This is a genomic window from Neobacillus sp. B24, from assembly GCF_055381825.1.
The window spans coordinates 2,147,877-2,168,366 of record NZ_AP035777.1; the positions used below are offsets into that span (position 1 = coordinate 2,147,877).

At 41.5% G+C, this 20,490-nt stretch carries 19 protein-coding genes; 16 read left to right on the forward strand and 3 right to left on the reverse strand.

Translation table 11 applies throughout. The features are described from left to right. The first annotated feature begins 639 nt into the window (after positions 1-639). From ACZ43M_RS10670 to ACZ43M_RS10680, 3 genes are all read left to right on the forward strand, one after another. The gene (locus tag ACZ43M_RS10670; RefSeq protein WP_464507379.1) at positions 640-1,743 is read left to right on the forward strand and encodes an AI-2E family transporter; all 1,104 of its coding nucleotides are present in this window, start codon (positions 640-642) and stop codon (positions 1,741-1,743) included. A gap of 215 nt (positions 1,744-1,958) precedes the next feature. Further along, positions 1,959-2,960 (forward strand): aldo/keto reductase, encoded by a 1,002-nt coding sequence (locus ACZ43M_RS10675; protein ID WP_464507380.1) that lies wholly within the window; start codon positions 1,959-1,961, stop codon positions 2,958-2,960. Positions 2,961-3,079: 119 nt separating this feature from the next. Then, positions 3,080-3,994: a VOC family protein gene (locus ACZ43M_RS10680; RefSeq protein ID WP_464507381.1), complete on the forward strand. Its 915-nt coding sequence runs from the start codon at positions 3,080-3,082 to the stop codon at positions 3,992-3,994. A gap of 70 nt (positions 3,995-4,064) precedes the next feature. Here ACZ43M_RS10680 and ACZ43M_RS10685 read toward each other — a convergent pair whose 3' ends face one another. Then, positions 4,065-4,367, reverse strand: a complete 303-nt coding sequence (locus ACZ43M_RS10685; RefSeq protein ID WP_464507382.1) for a hypothetical protein — start codon at positions 4,365-4,367, stop codon at positions 4,065-4,067. Positions 4,368-4,692: 325 nt separating this feature from the next. Here ACZ43M_RS10685 and ACZ43M_RS10690 point away from each other — a divergent pair, with 325 nt between their 5' ends. The 5 genes from ACZ43M_RS10690 (at position 4,693) to ACZ43M_RS10710 (ending at position 10,983) form a co-directional block, all read left to right on the forward strand. Further along, the gene (locus tag ACZ43M_RS10690; RefSeq protein ID WP_464507383.1) at positions 4,693-4,977 is read left to right on the forward strand and encodes a heterocycloanthracin/sonorensin family bacteriocin; all 285 of its coding nucleotides are present in this window, start codon (positions 4,693-4,695) and stop codon (positions 4,975-4,977) included. Between the two features lie 107 nt (positions 4,978-5,084). Continuing rightward, entirely contained in the window at positions 5,085-5,387 is a 303-nt protein-coding gene (locus ACZ43M_RS10695) for a heterocycloanthracin/sonorensin family bacteriocin (RefSeq protein WP_464507384.1), read from the forward strand. A gap of 157 nt (positions 5,388-5,544) precedes the next feature. After that, on the forward strand, positions 5,545-7,464 hold the full coding sequence (locus ACZ43M_RS10700) for a putative thiazole-containing bacteriocin maturation protein (protein WP_464507385.1): 1,920 nt from the start codon (positions 5,545-5,547) through the stop codon (positions 7,462-7,464). Then, positions 7,461-9,401, forward strand: coding sequence for a TOMM precursor leader peptide-binding protein (locus ACZ43M_RS10705; RefSeq protein ID WP_464507387.1), 1,941 nt, complete (start codon positions 7,461-7,463; stop codon positions 9,399-9,401). Before ACZ43M_RS10700 ends, ACZ43M_RS10705 begins: the two co-directional genes overlap by 4 nt. Positions 9,402-9,414: 13 nt before the next feature. Beyond that, positions 9,415-10,983, forward strand: coding sequence for a SagB family peptide dehydrogenase (locus ACZ43M_RS10710; protein ID WP_464507388.1), 1,569 nt, complete (start codon positions 9,415-9,417; stop codon positions 10,981-10,983). Between the two features lie 99 nt (positions 10,984-11,082). On the opposite strand, the gene ACZ43M_RS10715 is transcribed toward ACZ43M_RS10710, so the two are convergent. After that, a complete protein-coding gene (locus ACZ43M_RS10715) occupies positions 11,083-11,370 on the reverse strand; it encodes a DUF4257 domain-containing protein (RefSeq protein ID WP_464507389.1) in 288 nt (95 codons plus the stop codon). 287 nt (positions 11,371-11,657) lie between these two features. Here ACZ43M_RS10715 and ACZ43M_RS10720 point away from each other — a divergent pair, with 287 nt between their 5' ends. Continuing rightward, a complete protein-coding gene (locus ACZ43M_RS10720) occupies positions 11,658-12,425 on the forward strand; it encodes a L,D-transpeptidase family protein (RefSeq protein ID WP_464507390.1) in 768 nt (255 codons plus the stop codon). Between the two features lie 264 nt (positions 12,426-12,689). Further along, positions 12,690-14,333 (forward strand): M1 family metallopeptidase, encoded by a 1,644-nt coding sequence (locus tag ACZ43M_RS10725; protein ID WP_464507391.1) that lies wholly within the window; start codon positions 12,690-12,692, stop codon positions 14,331-14,333. An 87-nt stretch (positions 14,334-14,420) separates the two neighbouring features. On the opposite strand, the gene ACZ43M_RS10730 is transcribed toward ACZ43M_RS10725, so the two are convergent. Beyond that, the gene (locus ACZ43M_RS10730) at positions 14,421-15,116 is read right to left on the reverse strand and encodes a hypothetical protein (RefSeq protein WP_464507392.1); all 696 of its coding nucleotides are present in this window, start codon (positions 15,114-15,116) and stop codon (positions 14,421-14,423) included. 205 nt (positions 15,117-15,321) lie between these two features. Between ACZ43M_RS10730 and ACZ43M_RS10735 the strand changes: the two genes are divergently transcribed. From ACZ43M_RS10735 to ACZ43M_RS10760, 6 genes are all read left to right on the forward strand, one after another. Further along, the gene (locus tag ACZ43M_RS10735) at positions 15,322-16,119 is read left to right on the forward strand and encodes a DUF2935 domain-containing protein (protein ID WP_464507393.1); all 798 of its coding nucleotides are present in this window, start codon (positions 15,322-15,324) and stop codon (positions 16,117-16,119) included. Between the two features lie 156 nt (positions 16,120-16,275). Beyond that, positions 16,276-16,992: a metallophosphoesterase family protein gene (locus tag ACZ43M_RS10740; protein WP_464507395.1), complete on the forward strand. Its 717-nt coding sequence runs from the start codon at positions 16,276-16,278 to the stop codon at positions 16,990-16,992. Positions 16,993-17,008: 16 nt separating this feature from the next. Continuing rightward, entirely contained in the window at positions 17,009-17,971 is a 963-nt protein-coding gene (locus tag ACZ43M_RS10745) for an NAD(P)H-dependent flavin oxidoreductase (protein ID WP_464507396.1), read from the forward strand. Between the two features lie 118 nt (positions 17,972-18,089). Then, positions 18,090-18,446: a hypothetical protein gene (locus ACZ43M_RS10750; protein WP_464507397.1), complete on the forward strand. Its 357-nt coding sequence runs from the start codon at positions 18,090-18,092 to the stop codon at positions 18,444-18,446. A 67-nt stretch (positions 18,447-18,513) separates the two neighbouring features. Continuing rightward, a complete protein-coding gene (locus ACZ43M_RS10755) occupies positions 18,514-19,398 on the forward strand; it encodes an ROK family protein (RefSeq protein ID WP_464507398.1) in 885 nt (294 codons plus the stop codon). A 771-nt stretch (positions 19,399-20,169) separates the two neighbouring features. Next, positions 20,170-20,418 carry a hypothetical protein gene (locus tag ACZ43M_RS10760; protein ID WP_464507399.1) on the forward strand — a complete coding sequence of 83 codons (249 nt, stop codon included), beginning with the start codon at positions 20,170-20,172 and terminating at the stop codon, positions 20,416-20,418. Positions 20,419-20,490 lie beyond the last annotated feature (72 nt).

Consider the following 20,490-nt stretch of genomic DNA (forward strand, 5'->3'; position numbering starts at 1 on the left):
GAACTTTTGACACTACCAAATAAGAAATAAACGGAGATTTTTCCGTTAATTGCAGAATGGAACCTGTTTAGAGGCAAATAAGGGGAGGTTTTCCGATTATGCAAAGAAAAATCCACCATTTTTACGGTTTTTGATTCAATAGGCGGAATCTCTCCGTCTAAATATGCTATTTTTTATTATATTTACTAATTAAGCGGAATTTTTCCTCCTATTTATCCGAACCCTGGTTTCTAACAATCGAAGGTCAATAATAATCTACCAGTTCCTTTTTGATAGAAAGATAGTCAGGAATTCCCTTATTTTAATCATGTCTTTTATGGTATCTTTTTAAAAAGATATTCATAAAAAAGTTGGTGTAAAGTTTTGAGTAAAAAGTAACAAAAACGTAAAGCGAAGAAAAAGGAACAAGGGGGAAGTTTCTCGATAAAGTTCATGATAGGGGTCTTTCAAACATTGGGAATTATGGTTTTCCTGTCTATGTTTGGCTATTTATTAAAGCTTCGAATTGGTGGGGAAGAGTAGAGTTCCCAACCCCTTATCAAAAAAAATACAAAAAGGAAACTGAAAACTAACCTGTAAATTATTCAAACTCTTATGGTATACTTTTACCAAAATATGCTGAAGCAAGAGGTACATATCGTGTCAAAATCGAAAACACAATTCTGGTTGATTCAAATTTTGCTTATTTTAACGATTATTTTCGTGTCATCAAAGATTACATTTTTGTTTAGGCCGATTGGAATCTTTTTCTCAACGATTTTCTTTCCAATCCTGATTACCGGCTTTCTGTTCTTTCTGTTAAATCCGTTGGTCAATTTTCTTGAGCGAAAAAAACTCCCAAGAATAATTGCGATACTGATCATTTATATTGGGGTTGCTGGCCTGCTTGTGCTGGCAATTAGCAGTCTCGTTCCAGCTGTTTCAAAACAGGCAGCTGATTTGGCTGAAAATCTGCCGGTATTTGCCGATAAGACGATTGATTTCTTTAATGACACTGTCAAGTCATCAGAGTTTAAAAACTTTAGGGATGAACAGGCTGAAATTTTTGAAAATGTGCAGAAACGATTAATGGAGTTTGCCAACATACTTCCTATCACATTGACAAACGGGATTTTGGGGATATTTGGTGTGGTCACCAATTTGGCGATTATTCTTGTCACTGTACCATTCTTACTATTTTATATGTTTAAAGATGGCCATAAATTTCCGCATGCCGTTTCAAAGTTCTTTCCGAATAGCTACAGAGATGAGGGCCTGAAAATTTTGAAGGAAACAGGGGAGACCTTGTCTGCATACATACAGGGACAGGTTATGGTTGCCCTGGCTGTCGGAACCTTGTCATTCATTGGCTATTTAATTATTGATTTGCCTTATCCGTTAATCTTAGCGCTCATTGTGGCTTTCACCAATATTATTCCCTATGTGGGACCGATCATTGGCGGTGCACCGGCTGTGATTGTTGGGCTGTTTGATTCACCAACGAAAGCCTTGTTGGTCATCGTCGTCATTCTGGTTGCACAACAAATTGAAGGGAACCTGCTGTCCCCGATGATCTTGGGCAAGTCATTGGATATACATGCGGCAACCATCATTATTATCCTGTTGGCTGCAGGCAATTTGGCCGGCGTACTTGGAATGGTGTTGGCTGTTCCAACCTATGCCGTTTCAAAGGTGATTGTTTTAAACACAGTCCGCTTCTTACGAGCGAGGAAAGCGGCGAATACGATAAAAGATGGGGCCTGAGTCTTAAGTTAGCTTTTCCCTTTTGAGATACCCGGGCAAATACAAATAACTATTATAGCAGAGCAATTCGTCTAAGAATTAGCTCTGCTATTTTTGTTGATAAAGAGAAATTTTTTTTGCGTGAGAGAATTAGGCAATCATTTGAGCTGATTGGACATGGTTTTTCACTGAATCTTTTATAAAATAATAATAGTCCCAAATTAGGAGGAAACATAATGAGGTATGTCAAATTAGGAAAAACAGGATTGGATGTTTCAAGAATTTGCCTTGGTACCATGGGCATTGGTGATGCTAATCGTTGGGTTCACCCCTGGGTACTAGGCGAAGAGAGCAGCCGCCCAGTGATCAAGCGTGCGCTTGAGTTAGGCATTAATTTCTTTGATACAGCAAATGTTTATAGTGACGGAACAAGCGAAGAAATTCTTGGCCGTGCCTTGAAGGACTATGGTAACAGGGATGAAATTGTTCTTGCCACAAAGGTATATTTTCCAATGGGCAGCAATATGAACAGCAAAGGTCCGAACTCTATGGGACTTTCTCGTAAAAATATCATGACTGAGATTGATAATAGTCTAAGACGTCTAGGTACCGATTATGTTGATCTTTATCAAATTCACCGGTGGGATTATAATACACCGATTGAAGAAACCATGGAAGCGCTGCATGAACTTGTTAAAGCTGGTAAAGTGAGATATATCGGAGCTTCCGCTATGTATGCTTGGCAATTTTTAAAAGCAAACCATGCAGCGGAGAAAAACGGTTGGACCAAGTTTGTGAGCATGCAAAACCATATGAATCTTATCTACCGTGAGGATGAACGCGAAATGCTGCCGCTATGCAGTGACCAAGGGATTGGTGTCATTCCATATAGCCCGCTTGCGTCAGGCAGATTAACGCGTGATAAATCAGAAACCACCCACCGTTCTGAAACAGACTTAACACAAAAATCAAAATATGATGCGATGGCAGAAGCCGACCAAATCATTATCGATCGCGTTGCGGAGCTTGCCCAGAAACATCAGGTAACCCGTTCTCAGATTGCTTTAGCTTGGCTGCTTCAAAAAGAACCTGTAACAGCCCCGATTGTTGGTGCCACAAAAGTAAGTCATCTTGATGATGCGGTAGAAGCACTATCAGTTATCTTAACAGCTGAGGAAGTAACATACCTTGAAGAACCGTATGTTCCGCATCAGGTTGTTGGTGCATTAAAAAGTTAATTTTGATTTCAAAACAGCCAGAATCATCTGGCTGTTTTTTTCGTAATTAAGCAGCCTAGCTGGAAATAGATTCCACTCTTGTGTTATATAAATTACTAGATAGTAAAGGAGGAATCACGATGGCCAATCTGAATCAACTAATCGTTCCGCATTTATGGTACGACAAAGAAGCTAAAGAAGCAGCACAGTTCTACGTTAGCATATTCCCAGACTCGAAAATGTCAAATGTAACTACTATTCACGACACACCGTCAGGCGACTCCAATATCGTCTCGTTTGAGCTATGGGGGCAGAATTTCATGGCAATCAGCGCAGGACCTCACTTCAAAATCAATCCGTCAATTTCGTTTATGGTTAATTTTGACCCGTCGCGAGAAAAAGACGCAAGCGAAAAAATAGATGAGGTATGGAACAAATTATCACAAGGCGGCGTAGCGTTGATGCCGCTTGGTAAGTACCCGTTTAGTGAAAAGTATGGCTGGGTACAGGACAAGTATGGTTTGTCGTGGCAGTTAATTTTAACTAATCCAGAAGGGGAAGAGCGGCCTGCCATCATTCCATCTCTTCTGTTTGTCGGTGATCAATGCGGTAACGCCGAAGAGGCGATTACTTTTTATTTATCTGTTTTTAAGAATGCAAAGCAGGGGCAGATCGCCCGCTACCCTAAGGGAATGGAACCTGACAAAGAAGGAACCATCATGTTCGCTGATTTCATGCTGGAAAATCAGTGGTTTACCGCCATGGATAGCGCCCATGAGCATCATTTTGGTTTTAACGAGGCCATTTCGTTTATGGTGTATTGCGATACACAAGAGGAGATTGATACCTACTGGGAAAAGCTATCTGCTGTTCCGGAAGCTGAGCAGTGCGGCTGGCTAAAAGATCAGTTTGGTGTCTCATGGCAGATTGTGCCACGTAAGATGGACGAGATGATGAGCAAGGGAACACCTGAGCAGCTTGGGCGCGTAACGAAAGCCTTTCTCAAAATGAAGAAATTTGATCTTGAGGAATTACAGAAAGCATACAGGGGTTAATCATAATCATTCAAATAAACAGCACCATTCATATTAAATGGAATGGTGCTGTTTTTGTAACCTTTTCGCTTCAAACAGATTTTCTAATGGAATATTCCATATGCCAGTCAGGTATTGGTGGTCGATTGGTATAGTTCTGACCTTGTAATCTTTCTTGAAAAACAATCTCATGATTTTTGAGCACAGCAATTTCGGCAATCACAGGAGGGTAGGGACTAAATCTAATGTGTTTTTTTAGCTTCACCATAACCTTCTCAAAATCCATTTCGGCACAAAGTTCGAACCACTTCTTTACTGTCTCGTCCTTGAAGATGCAATTGGAATAAACGTGTTCAATGAGTACCAATAGTTTGACTACCTCTCCCTTGGTCATGCATTTCCTCCTGTAACCCAAGTTTCCCTTCCTAAATCAGCGAATCTGGATTCTTTTTGCGATTTTGCCGTTTTTCATCTCCACTAGTCTTGTCCTAATAACCTCCTTGCAATACAACGCATTGCTATTTTTCCGTTCAGTTTTTTCGTATGATGGTCATTGCCTTTTTAGACTTCAACCTAAAATAGGCTCCTTCTTTAGTAACAGTGACCTATTAAAAATCATAATTTGTTGATGAGAGTATACATCATTACAGTAATCTGTAAATTACTTTTCAACTCTCTACTCGTAATTCATTCTGAATATATACAAAGGGGAGGTAAAAATGCAGAATTTTCAAAATGAACTACAAGGGTTGGCACTCGATCCTTATCAAACTGGGCAGTTAGTATCAATGGACATCCAAAACCAGGATCCGCGCCTGTTTGGTATGCGCTGTGGCGGCTTCCATCGATGCGGCGGCTTTGGTTTTCGTTGCGGTGGCTTTGGCTTCCGTTGTGGCGGCTGTTTCGGTTGTGGTGGCTGTTTCGGTTGCGGCGGCTGTTTCGGTTTCGGTTTCGGTGGATTGGGTTGTTTTGGCTGCTTCGGCATTGGTTTTGGTTTTATTTAATTGGTATGGCTTTTCAGGATTTCTAACGTTTAATTCCACGAATCTTATAAAATTTTTCAACTCTCTACTCAGGATTCATTCTGAATAAATACAAAGGGGGGGAAGAGATGCAGAATTTTCAGAGTGAGCTGCAAGGGCTGGCAATCGATCCATATCAAGCTGGTCAATTAGTTTCAATGAATCCACAGATACAAGATCCGCGGCTGCATGGCGGAATGCGCTGTGGCGGAATGCGTTGTGGTGGTTTCCGTTGCGGCGGCTTTCATCGCTGTGGCGGCTTCCATCGCTGTGGCGGTTTTGGCTGCGTTGGTTTTAGCTGTTTTGGCATTGGCATTGGTTTTGGTGGCTGTGGTGGCTGTTATGGCGGCTATTATAACTGCTATAACTGTGTCGGCGTGGTTGTTGTTTAATCCTTGTTTTGACTGCAGGAAAGTTTTTTGAATAAAAAGTGCCCCGGCTGGATCTGCTCAAGGGGCACTTCTTTATTGGATTAATCATATTGGACAAAAAATCGTACATAAACTGATAGTGAGCAAGTAGTAACGAAAAGGATTAGGAGGAGCCAAAATGGCAGAACTTAACTCGTCCTCACGCCTAAAGGTCAAAAGGGATACTTTTTTTATCCCAGATCAAAAGGGGGGTGTCTATTTTAGAAATAACACAAGCTCATTTCAAATGGAAGGCAAAACGATCTATCCGTGGATTGAAAAATTGCTACCTCTGTTCAATGGGGAACAAACTATGGGCACTTTGACTCAAGGGTTAACGCCACCGTACCGTGACAGGGTATATGAGATCGGAGAAACGCTTTGCCAGAATGGGTTTGTTCGTGATGTCAGTAAAGATTTGCCTCATCAATTAAATCCTCAGGTTCTTGAAAAATTTGCTTCGCAAATAGAACTCATCGAGAATTTTGTAGAATCAGGCGGTTATCGATTTCAAGAATACCGGCAGACGAAGGTTTTAGCTGTTGGCTCTGGGCCCTTGATAGTATCGCTGGTTGGCGCGTTACTAGACTCCGGACTCCCCAAAATAAATGTTATGGTAACAGACACTATACCAACCAATAAGCGGCGTCTGAGTGAACTGGTGGAGAATGCGAGAAAAATAGACTCCGAGGTGGAAATGGTGGAAGTCGCCTATCATAATGGTGCGGGGGTTAATTTTTGGAAAGAAACTGTTCAGCATTATGATTGGATTCTGTATGTTACTCAGGATGGAAATATAAATGAAGTAAGGATAATTAATCAGGTTTGTAAAGAGGAAAAAAAAGCATTTATCCCGGCCATCTTTTTAGATAAGGTTGGCCTTTCCGGTCCGGTAACACATCCAGAATCTGAGGGTTGCTTCGAGTCTGCATGGCGCAGAATCCATCAATCATTACTAAAAACAGAAGAGAAACCTCAGGGGTTTTCTTCCACTTCGGGAGCACTTTTGGCAAATGTCTCTGTATTTGAGTTTTTCAAAAAGACTACCGGAATTGCCGTTTCCGATCAAAGTAATCAAATTTACCTGCTTAATCATGAAACGATGGAAGGAGACTGGCTTTCATATATTACCCATCCATTCGTTACCTCGAAAAGTAAGCCGGAATTGGTTGAAGATCTAGAAGCAAGACTACAACAGGAATTAGAAAGGGAAGAACAAGAGGGTTGGTTATTGGAGTATTTTAGTCGATTAACTTCAAAAGAAATCGGTATTTTTCATACCTGGGAGGAACGAAATTTGCCACAGCTTCCTCTTTCCCAGTGCTATGTCCAGGCCGTTAACCCAGTGTCTGCGGGACCAGCTGAACTGCTGCCGGAGGTTATTTGTTCGGGTATGACCCATGAAGAAGCAAGAAGAAATGCCGGCCTGAACGGGATTGAAATGTATGTTTCCAAACTAATAGATTCGAAGGAACTTGGCTCAAAGGGATTTATTGGCATCGGTTCAGGGGATACAGTAGCAGAGGCAGTTTGCCGGGGACTGCAAGCCTGCCTGGATGAAGAATTTAAAAATAGAAAGGGGGATCATACGGTATTTCGTCTGCCACTGGGAGCTATAGAGGATAAAAGATGCCGATTTTATTTAAATGCCCTGACTACGTTGAAAGGTTCACCGGCCATTGGCTTAAAGGAGGACGTGTTGGGTTTCCCTGTGGTATGGGTAAGGTCAAATGGCAGATGGTACATGAGGGCAGGTTTAAATACCACTTTGGCACTCAGAAATACATTGCAGCAAGCCCTTATGGATGCTCAAAACAAAATAACTTCAAGAACGAGACAAGAGACGGAGCCTGTGTTATATCTGGAAAAAACGGACACTAAACTTGAAATCCCTGCTTGTGAGGAAACGAATCAATCGGAGCTACTACAAGCTTCTATACAGGTTTTGAATCGTAACAACAAACAATTATTCGTCTATGATTTGTCAATAGAGCCCTTTTTAAAACAAGGGCTGGCAGGGGTTTATGGTGTGCAGTTACGGGAGGGGGCGCCTCAATGACTGCGTGTATCCTGATTGACGGAGATGGATTATTAGCAGATTATGTTTACGCCCACTTGTCAGCCAACTATCTTGTAAGACGCCAAAGCATGTTGGAGGAGATTCCAAAGGATGTAGACTTTGCGCTTGTGCTTGACGATGCATGGAATCCATCCATTCATCATAAGGCGGAAGTGCGATTCAGGCCTGCTGGTATTCCATGGCTTAGAGGTTTCGTTTCGTTTGGTGAAGGAATCATTGGTCCATTCATTCGGCACGATAAACCAGGGTGTTCTCTCTGTGCTGATAAACGGCGCTTGATAGCTGGACCCGATCGCCTGGAAATGTGGAATCTTCAAGCGAGAATGGGAACGGAAGCAAGTGTGCCTCGTGATGCATGGGCTTCCCGAACGGGGTTCTCTCAAATGGCCTTGCTAATAGTTAATGAAGTGCAGAAGGTTCTTCAAGGGGAACCGTCCTCCTTGGAGGAAAAGATGATCATTACCAACCTGAGAACGTTAACCACCTCCAGACACTTTTTCCTGCCTGATCCATTGTGCCCAATTTGCAGCCCAATACCGGAAGATACAGCAGAGTTAGCACAAATTAACTTAAAATCTAGTCCTAAATTAACCGGTACCGGTTATCGAAGCCGCTCGTTGGAAGATTTGAAAACCGTGTTGGCTGCAGACTATCTGGATGATAAAACTGGGATTATGAATGGAAAGATGGCAGATTTCAGGCTCCCGTTTGCCGATGTTTTGGTTAACATGCCGTTGTTTGGTGCTGATGAGGGAGTAGCCGGGCGTACTAATTCTTATGAGGTGAGTGAGCTGACGGCTATTTTGGAGGGGCTGGAGCGAAATTGCGGAATCGAGCCTCAGGGAAAAAAGAAGAAGGTCCATGATAGTTATAACAATGTAAAACATAACGCATTAAATCCGGCTAGAGTAGGCTTGCATGACCCGGAACAGTATGCAAAGCTTCATTTTCCGTTTAAACCGTTTCATCCAGATAAACCTATGAATTGGGTGTGGGGCTATTCGTTTTTACAACAGCGTCCTATCTTGGTTCCTGAGCTGCTTGCCTATTATAGTTTGGGCCAAGGGGAGGGCTTTGTTTATGAAACCTCCAACGGGTGTGCAATAGGAGGAAGCATGGAGGAAGCTATTTTCCATGGCATTATGGAGGTTGTTGAGCGGGATTCCTTCTTGTTAACGTGGTATGCACAGCTGCCGCTTCCTCGTCTTGACCCTCTTTCTGCCAATGATAAAGAACTAGAGCTGATGGTCGAGCGGTTGCGTGAGGTGGCCGGATATGACGTTTATTTTTACAATGCGACGATGGAAAATGGGATACCAAGCGTTTTTGCTGTGGCAAAAAACAGAGGATCAAAGGGGGTAAATCTTATTTGCGCGGGAGGTGCAAGTCCTGATCCTATTAAAGCTGTAAAAAGCTCGATTTTCGAGTTGGCGGGAATGATGGTTAGGCATGACAAACTCTTGGAGGAAAATCGTCAAAAATATGAAGAAATGCTGAAAAACCCTTTTGCTGTCCGGAATATGGAGGACCATGGCCTGCTCTATGGTCTGAAGGAAGCAGAGGAACGGCTGAACTTTTTATTGGATAATCATCGTCCATTTCGAACGTTTGCTGATGAATTTAAACAATTTCCGGAAAGTGCAGACCTGAAGGATGATCTTCAGGATATTCTTCAACGGTTCAGCCAGTTGGACCTCGAGGTCATTGTGGTGGACCAAACGACACCAATAACCAAACGGAACGGATTATACTGTGTAAAGGTACTGATTCCTGGTATGCTCCCGATGACATTCGGACATCATTTGACCCGTGTCAAAGGACTGGAAAGGGTCCTTCACGTACCAGTGAAGCTTGGCTACACCAAACAGCTGTTAACGTACCAACAGCTCAATCCACATCCCCATCCGTTCCCATAATAGGAGGTTACATTTGAAATTGGAAACCTTTCTGCATAACCTTCACTTTGACACGGAAAAACTTTCTCCGCCCGATTGGGAAGTAGATTGGGCGGATGCGCCACTTCCCTATAAATTGTACGTGGGCTTACCTACAATTACCCTGAGCGGCGATACACCATTAACTTTGAGCAGACGAGAAGCTCATGCGGAACCTGGATTAGGGGAACTTAGTGATTACTTATGGTATGTATACGGTCAAACACAATATGCTCAATCTGCCTTCCTTCAGAATCCCGTGGATCCGTCCACTGTAAGCTATGTCCAGTTACTGCGAAGATTTGTACCATCTGGAGGGGCATTGTATCCCAATGAATTATATGTGTATTTAAAACTGGAGGACGTACCAACAGGAATCTACCATTATGATGCGGCTCATCACCGCCTCGATTTACTCCGAGAAGGAAATTACGATTCCTACTTGCGTCGAGGTCTTGGAAATGTTGATGTTTCCGATTGTTTCTGCACAGTGTTTGTCTCAACAGTCTTTTGGAAGAATTTCTATAAATATAATAACTTCTCCTATCGGCTCCAAGGTTTGGATGCCGGTGTAGTCATTGGGCAAGCCTTGGAAGTAGCCGATGTGATAGGCTTCTCTTCCCGGGTATGTTACCAATTTCTTGATCGTTCGATTAATCATTTGCTAGGGCTTTCAGAACAAGACGAAAGTGTTTATGCTGTTATTCCTTTATCCATTTACCCGTCTATCCAATGTAATGAAAAAGAACATGTTTCTGCTGCGGAATTGTCGAGGGAAGTGCCATTGTTAAAGACAGAAACCTATAACCGTTCAAAGAGGGTCCTTGATTACCCGCTGCTTAAACAGATGAATGAAGCATCCATGCTAGAAAGTACAGAGTCATTCGTAAAAACGAAAAAAAATGATCGTATGAAAAAGTCCTTTGCTGCGGAATTTATTATGCTGCCATTTACGGAGTCCTTATCCTACGATCTTGCATCTGTTTGCAGAGAGAGACATTCTCCTGATATTGATTTTATAATGGGGAAAGTCAGACTGGAAGCTATCTCCACTTTGTTAAAAGAGACGTTCTCCTTTTCGTATCAAAATGACCTTGACTCTGCACAGGAGAATGACAATCCTCGGTTATCCTTACATGGCTTTTTTTATAACGTGGAGGGTGTCCCGAATGGTGCTTATGCCTATGAGAAAAGTGCCCACGCACTTTCAAGAATAACAAATGGGGATTTCCGTGAGGCTTTGCAAAATGGGTTAACTATGCCTAATGTCAATTTGTTTCAAGTTCCGCTCACCCTTCATATAGTTGGCGGCAAGGATCACCTTAAAGAGGAACTGGGCTATAGAGGATACCGAATTCAGCAGATGGAAACCGGTATCTTGCTGCAACGGCTGCTCTTGAAGTCGTGCGCTTTAGGCTTGGGTGGACACCCGCTATTAGGTTTTGATGTCAAGCAATGTGATGAACTTTACGAAGCTGAGCCGAAAAAAATAACGAGTCTCATCCAAATACCTGTGGGCCCCTATCGTCCTCGTGCCTGGTTAAAAGGAAGCTTGAATAGCTAGCTATGCTAGCTATGGTAGATGTTGCGTGCGGGACATAAGGTGGGAAGAGCCTGAGTTTTAAACTCAGGCTCCTTTTTTACCCATGAAATAGGATTCATCTTACTGATCATCATTGTTTTGCTTAATTAGCTTGTAGCTGGAAAGGGCGGCATCACCGGTTATTCCGGCAAGTAGCGAAAAGATGATTGTTTCTACATAGGAATTAGGGGCGGTATACAAAACCAGAAGAAGTGCGGCGATTGCACCCAGAAGCATTTCTTCCAAAAAACCAAGGTAAAGAAACTTTTTTGTTCGGCGAGGAATGACCATTTTGCCATGTTTCCGAACATGTCCGGCAATTCCAACGGTTCCACCAATAACAACAGAGAAAATCATGTCTACTAACACTGTTTCTCACTCTCCTTAAGCCTTCATTTTTTTGACCTAAGGTAAATCTTGGTGTATTACCATTATACTAAACTTGGAAACTCGTGATGATGGGTAAAATTGCATAATTATTAATGTTTTTGCTGGTTGTATTCAATTTTTTGAAAATTTTCCCAATATCTTTTGAACAAACGTACCGGCTCTTCTACCAAAAATATTATTTAATATTTTTAGGAAAAAGGTAGTACGTACATCCTCCTGCGACATATGATGTATGGATTGTCATTGAAAGTAATGGGGGGATCGAATTGCCAAGAAGATGGTTAACTTTTTTCGTGTTAGCCTTTCTGTTAGTGGCTAGTTTTTTTGTCAATGTACCGGATGGGTCTGCTGCTGCCAGCGGTAAATTAATTATCATCAATAAGACTAACAACTTGCTTGCCTACTATGACAATGGTCAGCTAATTAAACAGTTTAAAGTAGGTACTGGAAGGAGCAAATCTTTGACTCCTGAAGGGAAGTTTAAAATTGTAAACAAAATTGTAAATCGACCTTATTATAAAGGGAAAATACCTGGGGGAGACCCCCGAAATCCGCTTGGTAATCGGTGGCTGGGACTGAACGCTCGCGGAACCTGGGGGACCACTTATGCGATTCATGGAAACAACAACCCAAGTTCCATCGGCGGGTATGTAAGCAGCGGTTGTGTGCGGATGTACGATGAGGAAGTAGAGTGGCTGTTTGCTCAGGTTCCAATTAATACACCCGTTATTATTACCTCCTCGGCGAAATCATTTAATGCCATTGCTACAGCCAATGGTTTTAAAGTAACTGGAAATGACAGTGTGGCCGTTACCGGTCATGCCAACGGGGGAATACTGAAGAAAGGTAGCCGCGGTTCTGCAGTTAAGCAGCTGCAACAGAAGCTGACATCACTTGGCTATAATACCAAGGGGACGGATTCGATTTTCGGAATTAATACAGAAAACGCCCTTCGGAAATTTCAAGCAGATCATAAACTGAAACCAGACGGGATTGTCGGACCAGCGACGAAAAAAGCATTAGGAATAAAATAAAAAAGTTCGAGGTTTCTTTTTGCCTTTTTAAGAAAAAGTTAAGGAACTCCCTTCATAGAGGAAGAAACAGGATTATGATATCAAAAATACGCTTGGAATCATAAACTAAACATCCACAAAAGGTACCTGAGAGCTAATCTCGGGTTTCTTTGTTTTATGAAAGATACCCCGCTTCCATTATTGTAAAATAGCAATCTTAAGCTATTTTGTAAATTAATAGAAATTTAGTATAATGGAAAATGTCAGATTAAAAGGGGGATTTGGATGAACTTGATTTTTGTGATTATTTCATTAGCGGGTTTCTTGATTTTTCTTGGATGGACCGCTCTTGCTTCTACGAAAAATAGCAATAACACAAGGATACCAAAGGTTGGTTTAGGTATTTTTTTCATTCTGTTTCTGGGCTCATTAATTTTGCTAGAAGGCGCTGATAAAAATGTAACCGCTTTAAAAAAGGAACCGACTGTGGCCCAGCCGAAAACTGAGGAAAAGAAGCTGGCAGATACTCAGACTAAACCGGAAGAAAATAAGCCAACAGAGGAAAAACCGGTGGTCCAGGAAGAGAAACGCGTAGAAATTTTTAACGGACCTGGCAGCAAGACAAGAGGGCCGGCAGATCCGAAATATGTAATGGATGTAAAATATGATTCTGCTAATCATGTCGTATCAGGCACAATGAGTGTGGAATTTATCAATAATTTGGATGTCGATTTAAATAATTTATATTTCAATGTTTGGGGTAATGCCCAAGTTTTTTTAGCTAATTCGAAAAAGGATAGAAATGTGGAAATTGATCAAGTAAAGGTAAACGGCCAGCCAGTCAGTCATACACTGGACGGAACATCATTATATATACCTGATGTACCAATAAAGAAAACAGAGAAAGCTAAGGTTGAAATGAATTTTTCCGTAACCATCCCAGAAGGTGAGGACCGTTTCGGTTGGAGTAAAACGACGACCTCGCTAGGAAACTGGTTCCCGATTCTTGCCGTTTATGATGAGGAGGGCTGGAACGTGGACCCGTATTTCCCATCGGGTGAGTCCTTTTATTCACTATCAGGCGAATTCGATGTTACCTTTACTACTGAAAAAGAGCAAGTTATCGCTGCTACTGGTACAGAGGTCGGGGAACCAACTCTAAATGGCACTCTAGCGACACATCGTTATAAAGCAGAAAATGTCCGCGACTTTGCTATGGAATTGGATCCAAATTATAAAATCAAACAGGCAAAAGCCGGGGATGTAAATATTAATGTGTACTATAAAGAGGAACATGCTAAGTTTGTTGATACCATGATAAATGCCGGTACAAAAAGTATTTCGTTATTCAGTGAGAAATTTGGACAATATCCATGGCCGGAACTTGATATTTGCGCAATGGAAGGCTGGTTTGGGGGCATGGAATATCCACAGTTGGTGATGATTACGATTGCACCGCAAATCCAAGTGGAAGGAGTGGCCTCCACGACTGCGCACGAGATTGGGCATCAATGGTTCTACGGTATCATCGGAAATAATGAATACGATGAACCGTGGCTGGATGAATCGTTTGCCAGCTTTTCGGCGATGTTACATGATGGATTGGAGAAGACACCATTTAATATTGACAACTCAAGATTAGGTGGAAATCATCTTTCTCACTCGATTGAAAAATTTAAGGAAATGGGTAAAGAGGGAGTCTTTAGTTACTATAATATGGCATACCGATACGGAGCCAAAACCGTAGATGACCTTCGCAAAGAACTTGGGGATGAACAATTTTACGCTTCCATGCACACCTATTTCAACGAAATGAAATTTGGCGTTTCCACTACTGCTGACTTCATTAGGATTATGGAAGAAAGCAGCAAACGGGATTTGGATAAATTTTTCGAAGAGCATCGCGTGTTTGTAGCTGACCAACAATAAGCTTAATCCAGGAAAACTGCCGATCACCCGAAATCGGCAGTTTTTTAACTATAAAACCGTTCGGTATTGCCTTTGCAGGTAATATCTTTATTCTTGATGGTAGGAAATATAGACTTTGTTAATATTCTTATCAGTTTTTCTTACCTGGTCGGCAATTTTTTGCTCTAAAACAGTTGTCGCTTCTTTAAAGTCGGAGCCGTTTGTCCAGTTATTCTGATGTACGTCAGTATCTGTGTTATCAGTTGTGTTTCCGGTGATCCGATTAGTTCCGGCATCTGTATGATTTCCGTTTCTTCCACCAGTACCGTCATTATTGTTGTAAAGGCTGGTGTTTGTCCCTGCGCCGCCATTGGATGGATTTATTCCTAAATTAGCAGTACCGTCATTAGTTTCTCTTCCAGTACCAGTAATATCAGGAGACGGGTTATTTTCGTAACTCCTGTCTCTGTCCCTGTTTCCGTTTCTAGTGCCTGTTAAGTCTCCATCTGTATTTTGTTGGCCTCTGTTCAGACTGACAGTCACCCAGGCAACATTATTAGAAATCACTACATGCGCCTGATCTACCTCTCGTAAACGTTCAACATTTCTGATAGCGCGAGTTGTCCGTGTATCTTGATTCGAAACATTTCTCCTTGCCATATCATTGTTACTTATATTGTTGTTGATATTGTTCATCCCTACATTATTACTTGTATCGTTACCCGCATTTTGATTATCGGCATTACAGCCAGTTAAGCCAATGAGGGAAGAGGTTAATACCAAAGCTGCCCACCTTTTATGCAAGTTGATCATCTCCTTAAAAATTGGTCTTACAAATATATCGTGGCTCATTGGAGTAGAACTATTCAGGTACATTGATGACACAGTTTACCATTAGGAATGAGATGTTAATCTAAGCATCATGTATTAGGGATATATGTCATAAGTAGCAAAAAGCAGGAATAAAAATCAAAATAGCGTGATGATTTTTTAGCAGGAGGTACAAACTATGAATGATGCCTTTGAAAGGACAGCAAGGTTTGAACATCGTTTCTGGCTTCAAATATTAGGTGATCATTCGAGGTTTATTCATGAGGGGCTAGCACCTGTTCAACAGGCAGAAATTGAACAGGCTCAAACCTTTATTGGGGTATTCGATACACTTCTCGGACAGGCGAGTTCCGGTGACTCAATGCAATTGGCGGCTCGTGCACAACCAGAAGTCATTAAATTAAGGGAGTTTAAATTAGAACTAATTAGAAGACACCTCACCGGTAAAATCAAAATTCACCTCACACCTACCTTCCTTAATCACATGGTCAATGAATTGGAGGAATATGTTAGGATATTACAACATTTAAGAGGAGGTCAAATTCCTCCGTTTTATCATGAATTACATCATCACCAAGTTTGGTTATTGGATGCTGCTGGTCATTCTGAAGCAATCACCTCAAATATGGATGGTGTGGAAAAGAAATTAAAAGAAAAAAGCAAAGCATTTATGAAGAATTTTCAAGATTTTTACCTTAAAGCTGTTGAATTAGCAGGGTATTTAAGAACGAATCTGTCGACATTCCCGGCATTGAAAAAATTCAATACCGACACGCAGCTGGAGATAAAATTATTCCAAGTTTTTTTACAAGAGATAGAAGTATTAAGGTTAAGTAAGGAGGCATTGGGGACATTCGCCCCGTTAATGGCTGATCATATGTTTCGCGAGGAATGCTATTATTTGACGAAGCTGGCAGAATCGGCAAATCTAGAACCGCCAAACTGTAATCCAACTAAACCAAGACTTAAAGAATAGTAGTGTAATCGAACCCGAGAGAATATCACGGGTTCTTTTTTGAAAATAAAAGGAATTCTAACTATTATTGTTGAATATTAAATGAAGATTAGAAGATTCCTATCTTTTACCAGTACCATCCGCCACTTGCAAGATTGTTTTATAGCGAGGTGAAAAATGAAGCAAATTGCGATTTCGGATATTCATGGTTGCGCCAAGGAGCTTGACCAACTATTGCATAAAACAAAATCACAGCCAAATGAAGTCATTTTTTTAGGTGATTACGTTGACACCGGACCTGAAAGCATTGAGGTGTTAGATAGGGTAAAAGACTTGTGCAGTCAAGGAGCAACTGCTTTGCTTGGTAATCACGATGATTTATTTTTACGATGGCTGGAAGGAAAGGAAATACTCTATTATTACGGAAAGACCGGCGGTATTGCTACGATAAATAGCTGCCTGAACCGGCTTGGATTGGACAGGGTTGACTACTCTGAACTGCTGCATAATGAACAAAAAGAAACCGAAATAAGAAAATTGATTGTGGAACAATTTCAAGAGCAAATTTCCTTTCTGCGGTCATGCCCATTGTTCAAAAGGGATAAAGATTTCATTTTCGTCCATGCCGGAGTCAGTCCGAAGAAGGGGCTGGAAAAAACCACTAGAATGGAGTTCCTTCACCTTCGGGACGAATTTATTTATGAATACAACAGTCAAGAGACCGTCGTTTTCGGACATACACCAACGAGAAGAATCCATAGGAAAAATGATGTATATTTCGGTCCAAATCGTATCATTGGTATCGATGGCGGATGTGCCTTTGGTGGTCAATTGAACGCATTAATGATAAACGATGGTCACTTCAGCACAGATGCAGTTTTAAAAATCTTATAAATGGGAGAGAGAATTCATGTCAAACATTCCATCAATATTGCAAGGTTTACGTTTGCCCGTGATCGGGGCACCGCTTTTTATCATTAGTAATCCAAAATTGGTCATTGCCCAGTGTAAAGCAGGAATCGTTGGCTCCATGCCGGCACTTAATGCGAGACCCGCTTCAATGGTAGATGAATGGCTGGCGGAAATTACCGAGGAATTGGCATCTTACAACGCCAAGAATCCAGACCATCCAGCAGCACCATTTGCGATTAATCAAATTGTTCACAGGTCTAATGACAGGCTCGAGCATGACGTGGAAATGTGTATAAAATATAAGGTTCCAATGATTATTACGTCTCTAGGGGCACGGGAGGATGTAAATACCGCAATACATAGTTATGGCGGCATTGTAATGCACGACATCATCAATAACAAATTTGCTCACAAAGCGATTGAAAAGGGGGCAGATGGACTGATTGCCGTTGCTACTGGTGCCGGCGGTCATGCAGGTGTTAAGAGCCCCTTTGCCTTGATTCAGGAGATCCGTGAGTGGTTCCATGGCCCATTGGCGTTATCGGGATCTATTGCCACTGGAGGCGCTGTTCTGGCCGCTCAAGCCATGGGGGCTGATTTTGCCTATATCGGCTCGCCATTCATTGCAACGCACGAAGCCAATGCAGTAGAAGAATATAAGCAAACCATTGTCGAGTCAACCTCTGATGACATCGTTTATAGTAATCTGTTCACTGGTGTTCATGGAAACTATTTGGCTCCATCAATCAGAAAAGCAGGTTTAGACCCAGAAAGTCTACCTGAAAGTGACCCTTCGAAGATGAATTTTTCCGGAAGTGGGAAGGCAAAGGCGTGGAAGGATATTTGGGGCTGCGGCCAGGGAATTGGCGCTGTTCATGAAATCACTGGTGCAGGAGAGTTTGTTGACAAACTATATGGTGAATATGTTGCTGCCAGAGAGAGACTCAAATTGGTTCGATAATTTGTGGAGAAATAGAGACGAGATTGCCTGTGGTAGGCAGCCTCGTCTTTTTGTATTAGATACGTCAAATGAGACATACAATTTTCTTAGTAGAATTAGGTTCTGAGGGGATGGAGATATGAAGTTTGAAAGGCAAAAGGCGATTATGCTGGCTGAAAATATTAATGAGTTTATAAAATTTGTTCAGAAACAGTACGAAAATAAAAATAGCGGCAAGTTTCATCCAGATAAATTGTTTCAAGTAAAACTTCTTGTTGAGGAGTACAAATTTCATATTATTGCTGATGAACTGTTGAGAATCAATATGTTTGATTGGGATGGTAAATATACTCATTATTTAGTAGATTGGTTTATAAAAGGGCTTACCATCATTGAGGAGTACGTAAAAAATAACGATCATGATTTGTTCTTGCTGACTGCAAGACTCCACACATTAAGAAGCCTAAGTTTTTCATTCACTCGCCTAGAATTGTAATTCTTTTTCGAAAAAGCATGGTAGAATGAATTAAAGATATATAAATTTTCCAAATTCGGAGGCAGAAATGTATTTAGTAATTGACATCGGCGGGACGTTTGCAAAATATGCACTTATGGATGAAGCAGGGAATATTACCGAAAAAAATAAGAAGCCGGCACCGAGAACAAACTTGGCACACTTTGAAGAAATGCTTTTTTCAATTATTGAAGAACAGGATTTAACTACAATCGAGGGGATTGCGATCAGCTGTCCGGGAGTCATTGATATAGAGTCAGGCACCATTTATTATGGCGGCTCGTTTCCGTTTTTGCATGAAGTAAACTTGGTAAAAACCATCCAGGACAAATACGGGAAAAATGTATCGATTGAAAATGATGGCAAATGTGCCGCTATGGCAGAATTATGGCTGGGTAGTGTGAAAGGGAAAAAAGATGCCGTAGTATTAGTGCTTGGCAGCGGTGTAGGCGGAGGAATAATTCTAAATGGTAAGGTTCACAGAGGTGTGAATCTGTCTGCTGGTGAAGTAAGTTATGTCATGGATGGGTTCGACCCTATTACTAAAAGGGCAAGTTTTGTTGGATATGATTGCTCGGCAGTCAGAATGGTGCAGCGAATTGCCGCAGTGAAACAACTGGAGAACTTAAAAGATGGGGAAGCGGTATTCGAATTTATTAACCGCAATGACGAAGAAGCCATGGTCATATTCGACGAGTTCTGCCTAAACTTAGCAGTGCAAATCCTAAACCTGCAATACATACTGGATCCTGTATTGTTTGCGATTGGCGGTGGAATCAGCTCCCAGCACATCTTGCTGGAACGGCTGAATTGGGCGATACAAGAAATTAAGAAGAGTAATCCACACCATGCAGCATCTCCGAATTTGGTTTTATGCCAGTACCGGAATGATGCTAATCTTTATGGGGCGCTGTATCATTACTTGAATAAATAAGAATATAAAAATGTCCCTTAAATAGATGGGGACATTTTTTTGATTAATGGTTTTGGTTGTTTATTTGTTTGACTGGTTCATAATGGCGGTTGCTTTGAAGGGTTCATAACGCCCGAGGCTTTGATATTTTTATCGACGTGGTCACTATGATGGGTTCATAACGCCCGAGGCTTTGATATTTATATCGACGTGGTCACTATGAAGGGTTCATAACGCCCGAAGCTTCGAGATTTTCACCGGTACGGTCACTATGAAGAGTTCATAACGCCCGAAGCTTCGAAATTTTCATTGGTACGGTAACTATGAAGGGTTTATAACGCCCGAGGCTTCGATATTTTTATCGGGACGGTAACTATGAAGGCGTCATAACGCCTAAATCTACGAACTTTTCACAGGGACGGTAACTATGAAGGCGTCATAACGCCTAAATCTACGAACTTTTCACAGGGACGGTAACTATAAAGGGTTCATAACGCCCGAATCTACGAAATTTTCATTGGGACAGTAACTATGAAGGGATTATAACGCCCAAGGCTTCGATATTTTTACCTGCAAGGTAACTATGACCTCTTCATAACGCCCGTGACCTTGACATTTTACCAAAAGTGGTCACTATGAATGTTCCATAGTGACCAAAGCCTCGAAATTTACATAGTGAAGGGTAATAAAATTACTTCATAATTCCCGATGCATTTATTTTTCTCACCGGCACGGTCACTGTAAAAGTTCCATACATAAACTAGGGTATCAATTAGGTAAGGGTGTATCAAGTTGAGATGGATAAGACAAATGCAGCCAGAACCGATTATCGGGCAGGCATGGACAGGGAGACATGTCACTTTGCTTAACTGTACCATTGATAATCAATTTATCAAATTATATAAGAGCTATCATGCACCAACTGAACCGCCGCATCCCTATTGTGCGGAAACATTATCCCAACTGCTCAGTATTGGGTATAAGATTCATGCTGTAACGGCAATCTCACCCAACCAAATACAGTATGTATTGGTTTTGTAAAGAATCTCCAAGTCTACGTGCCCATCACCCAGTAATTCCAATCAAACCGGTCACGTAGATTCTGCCGTCTAT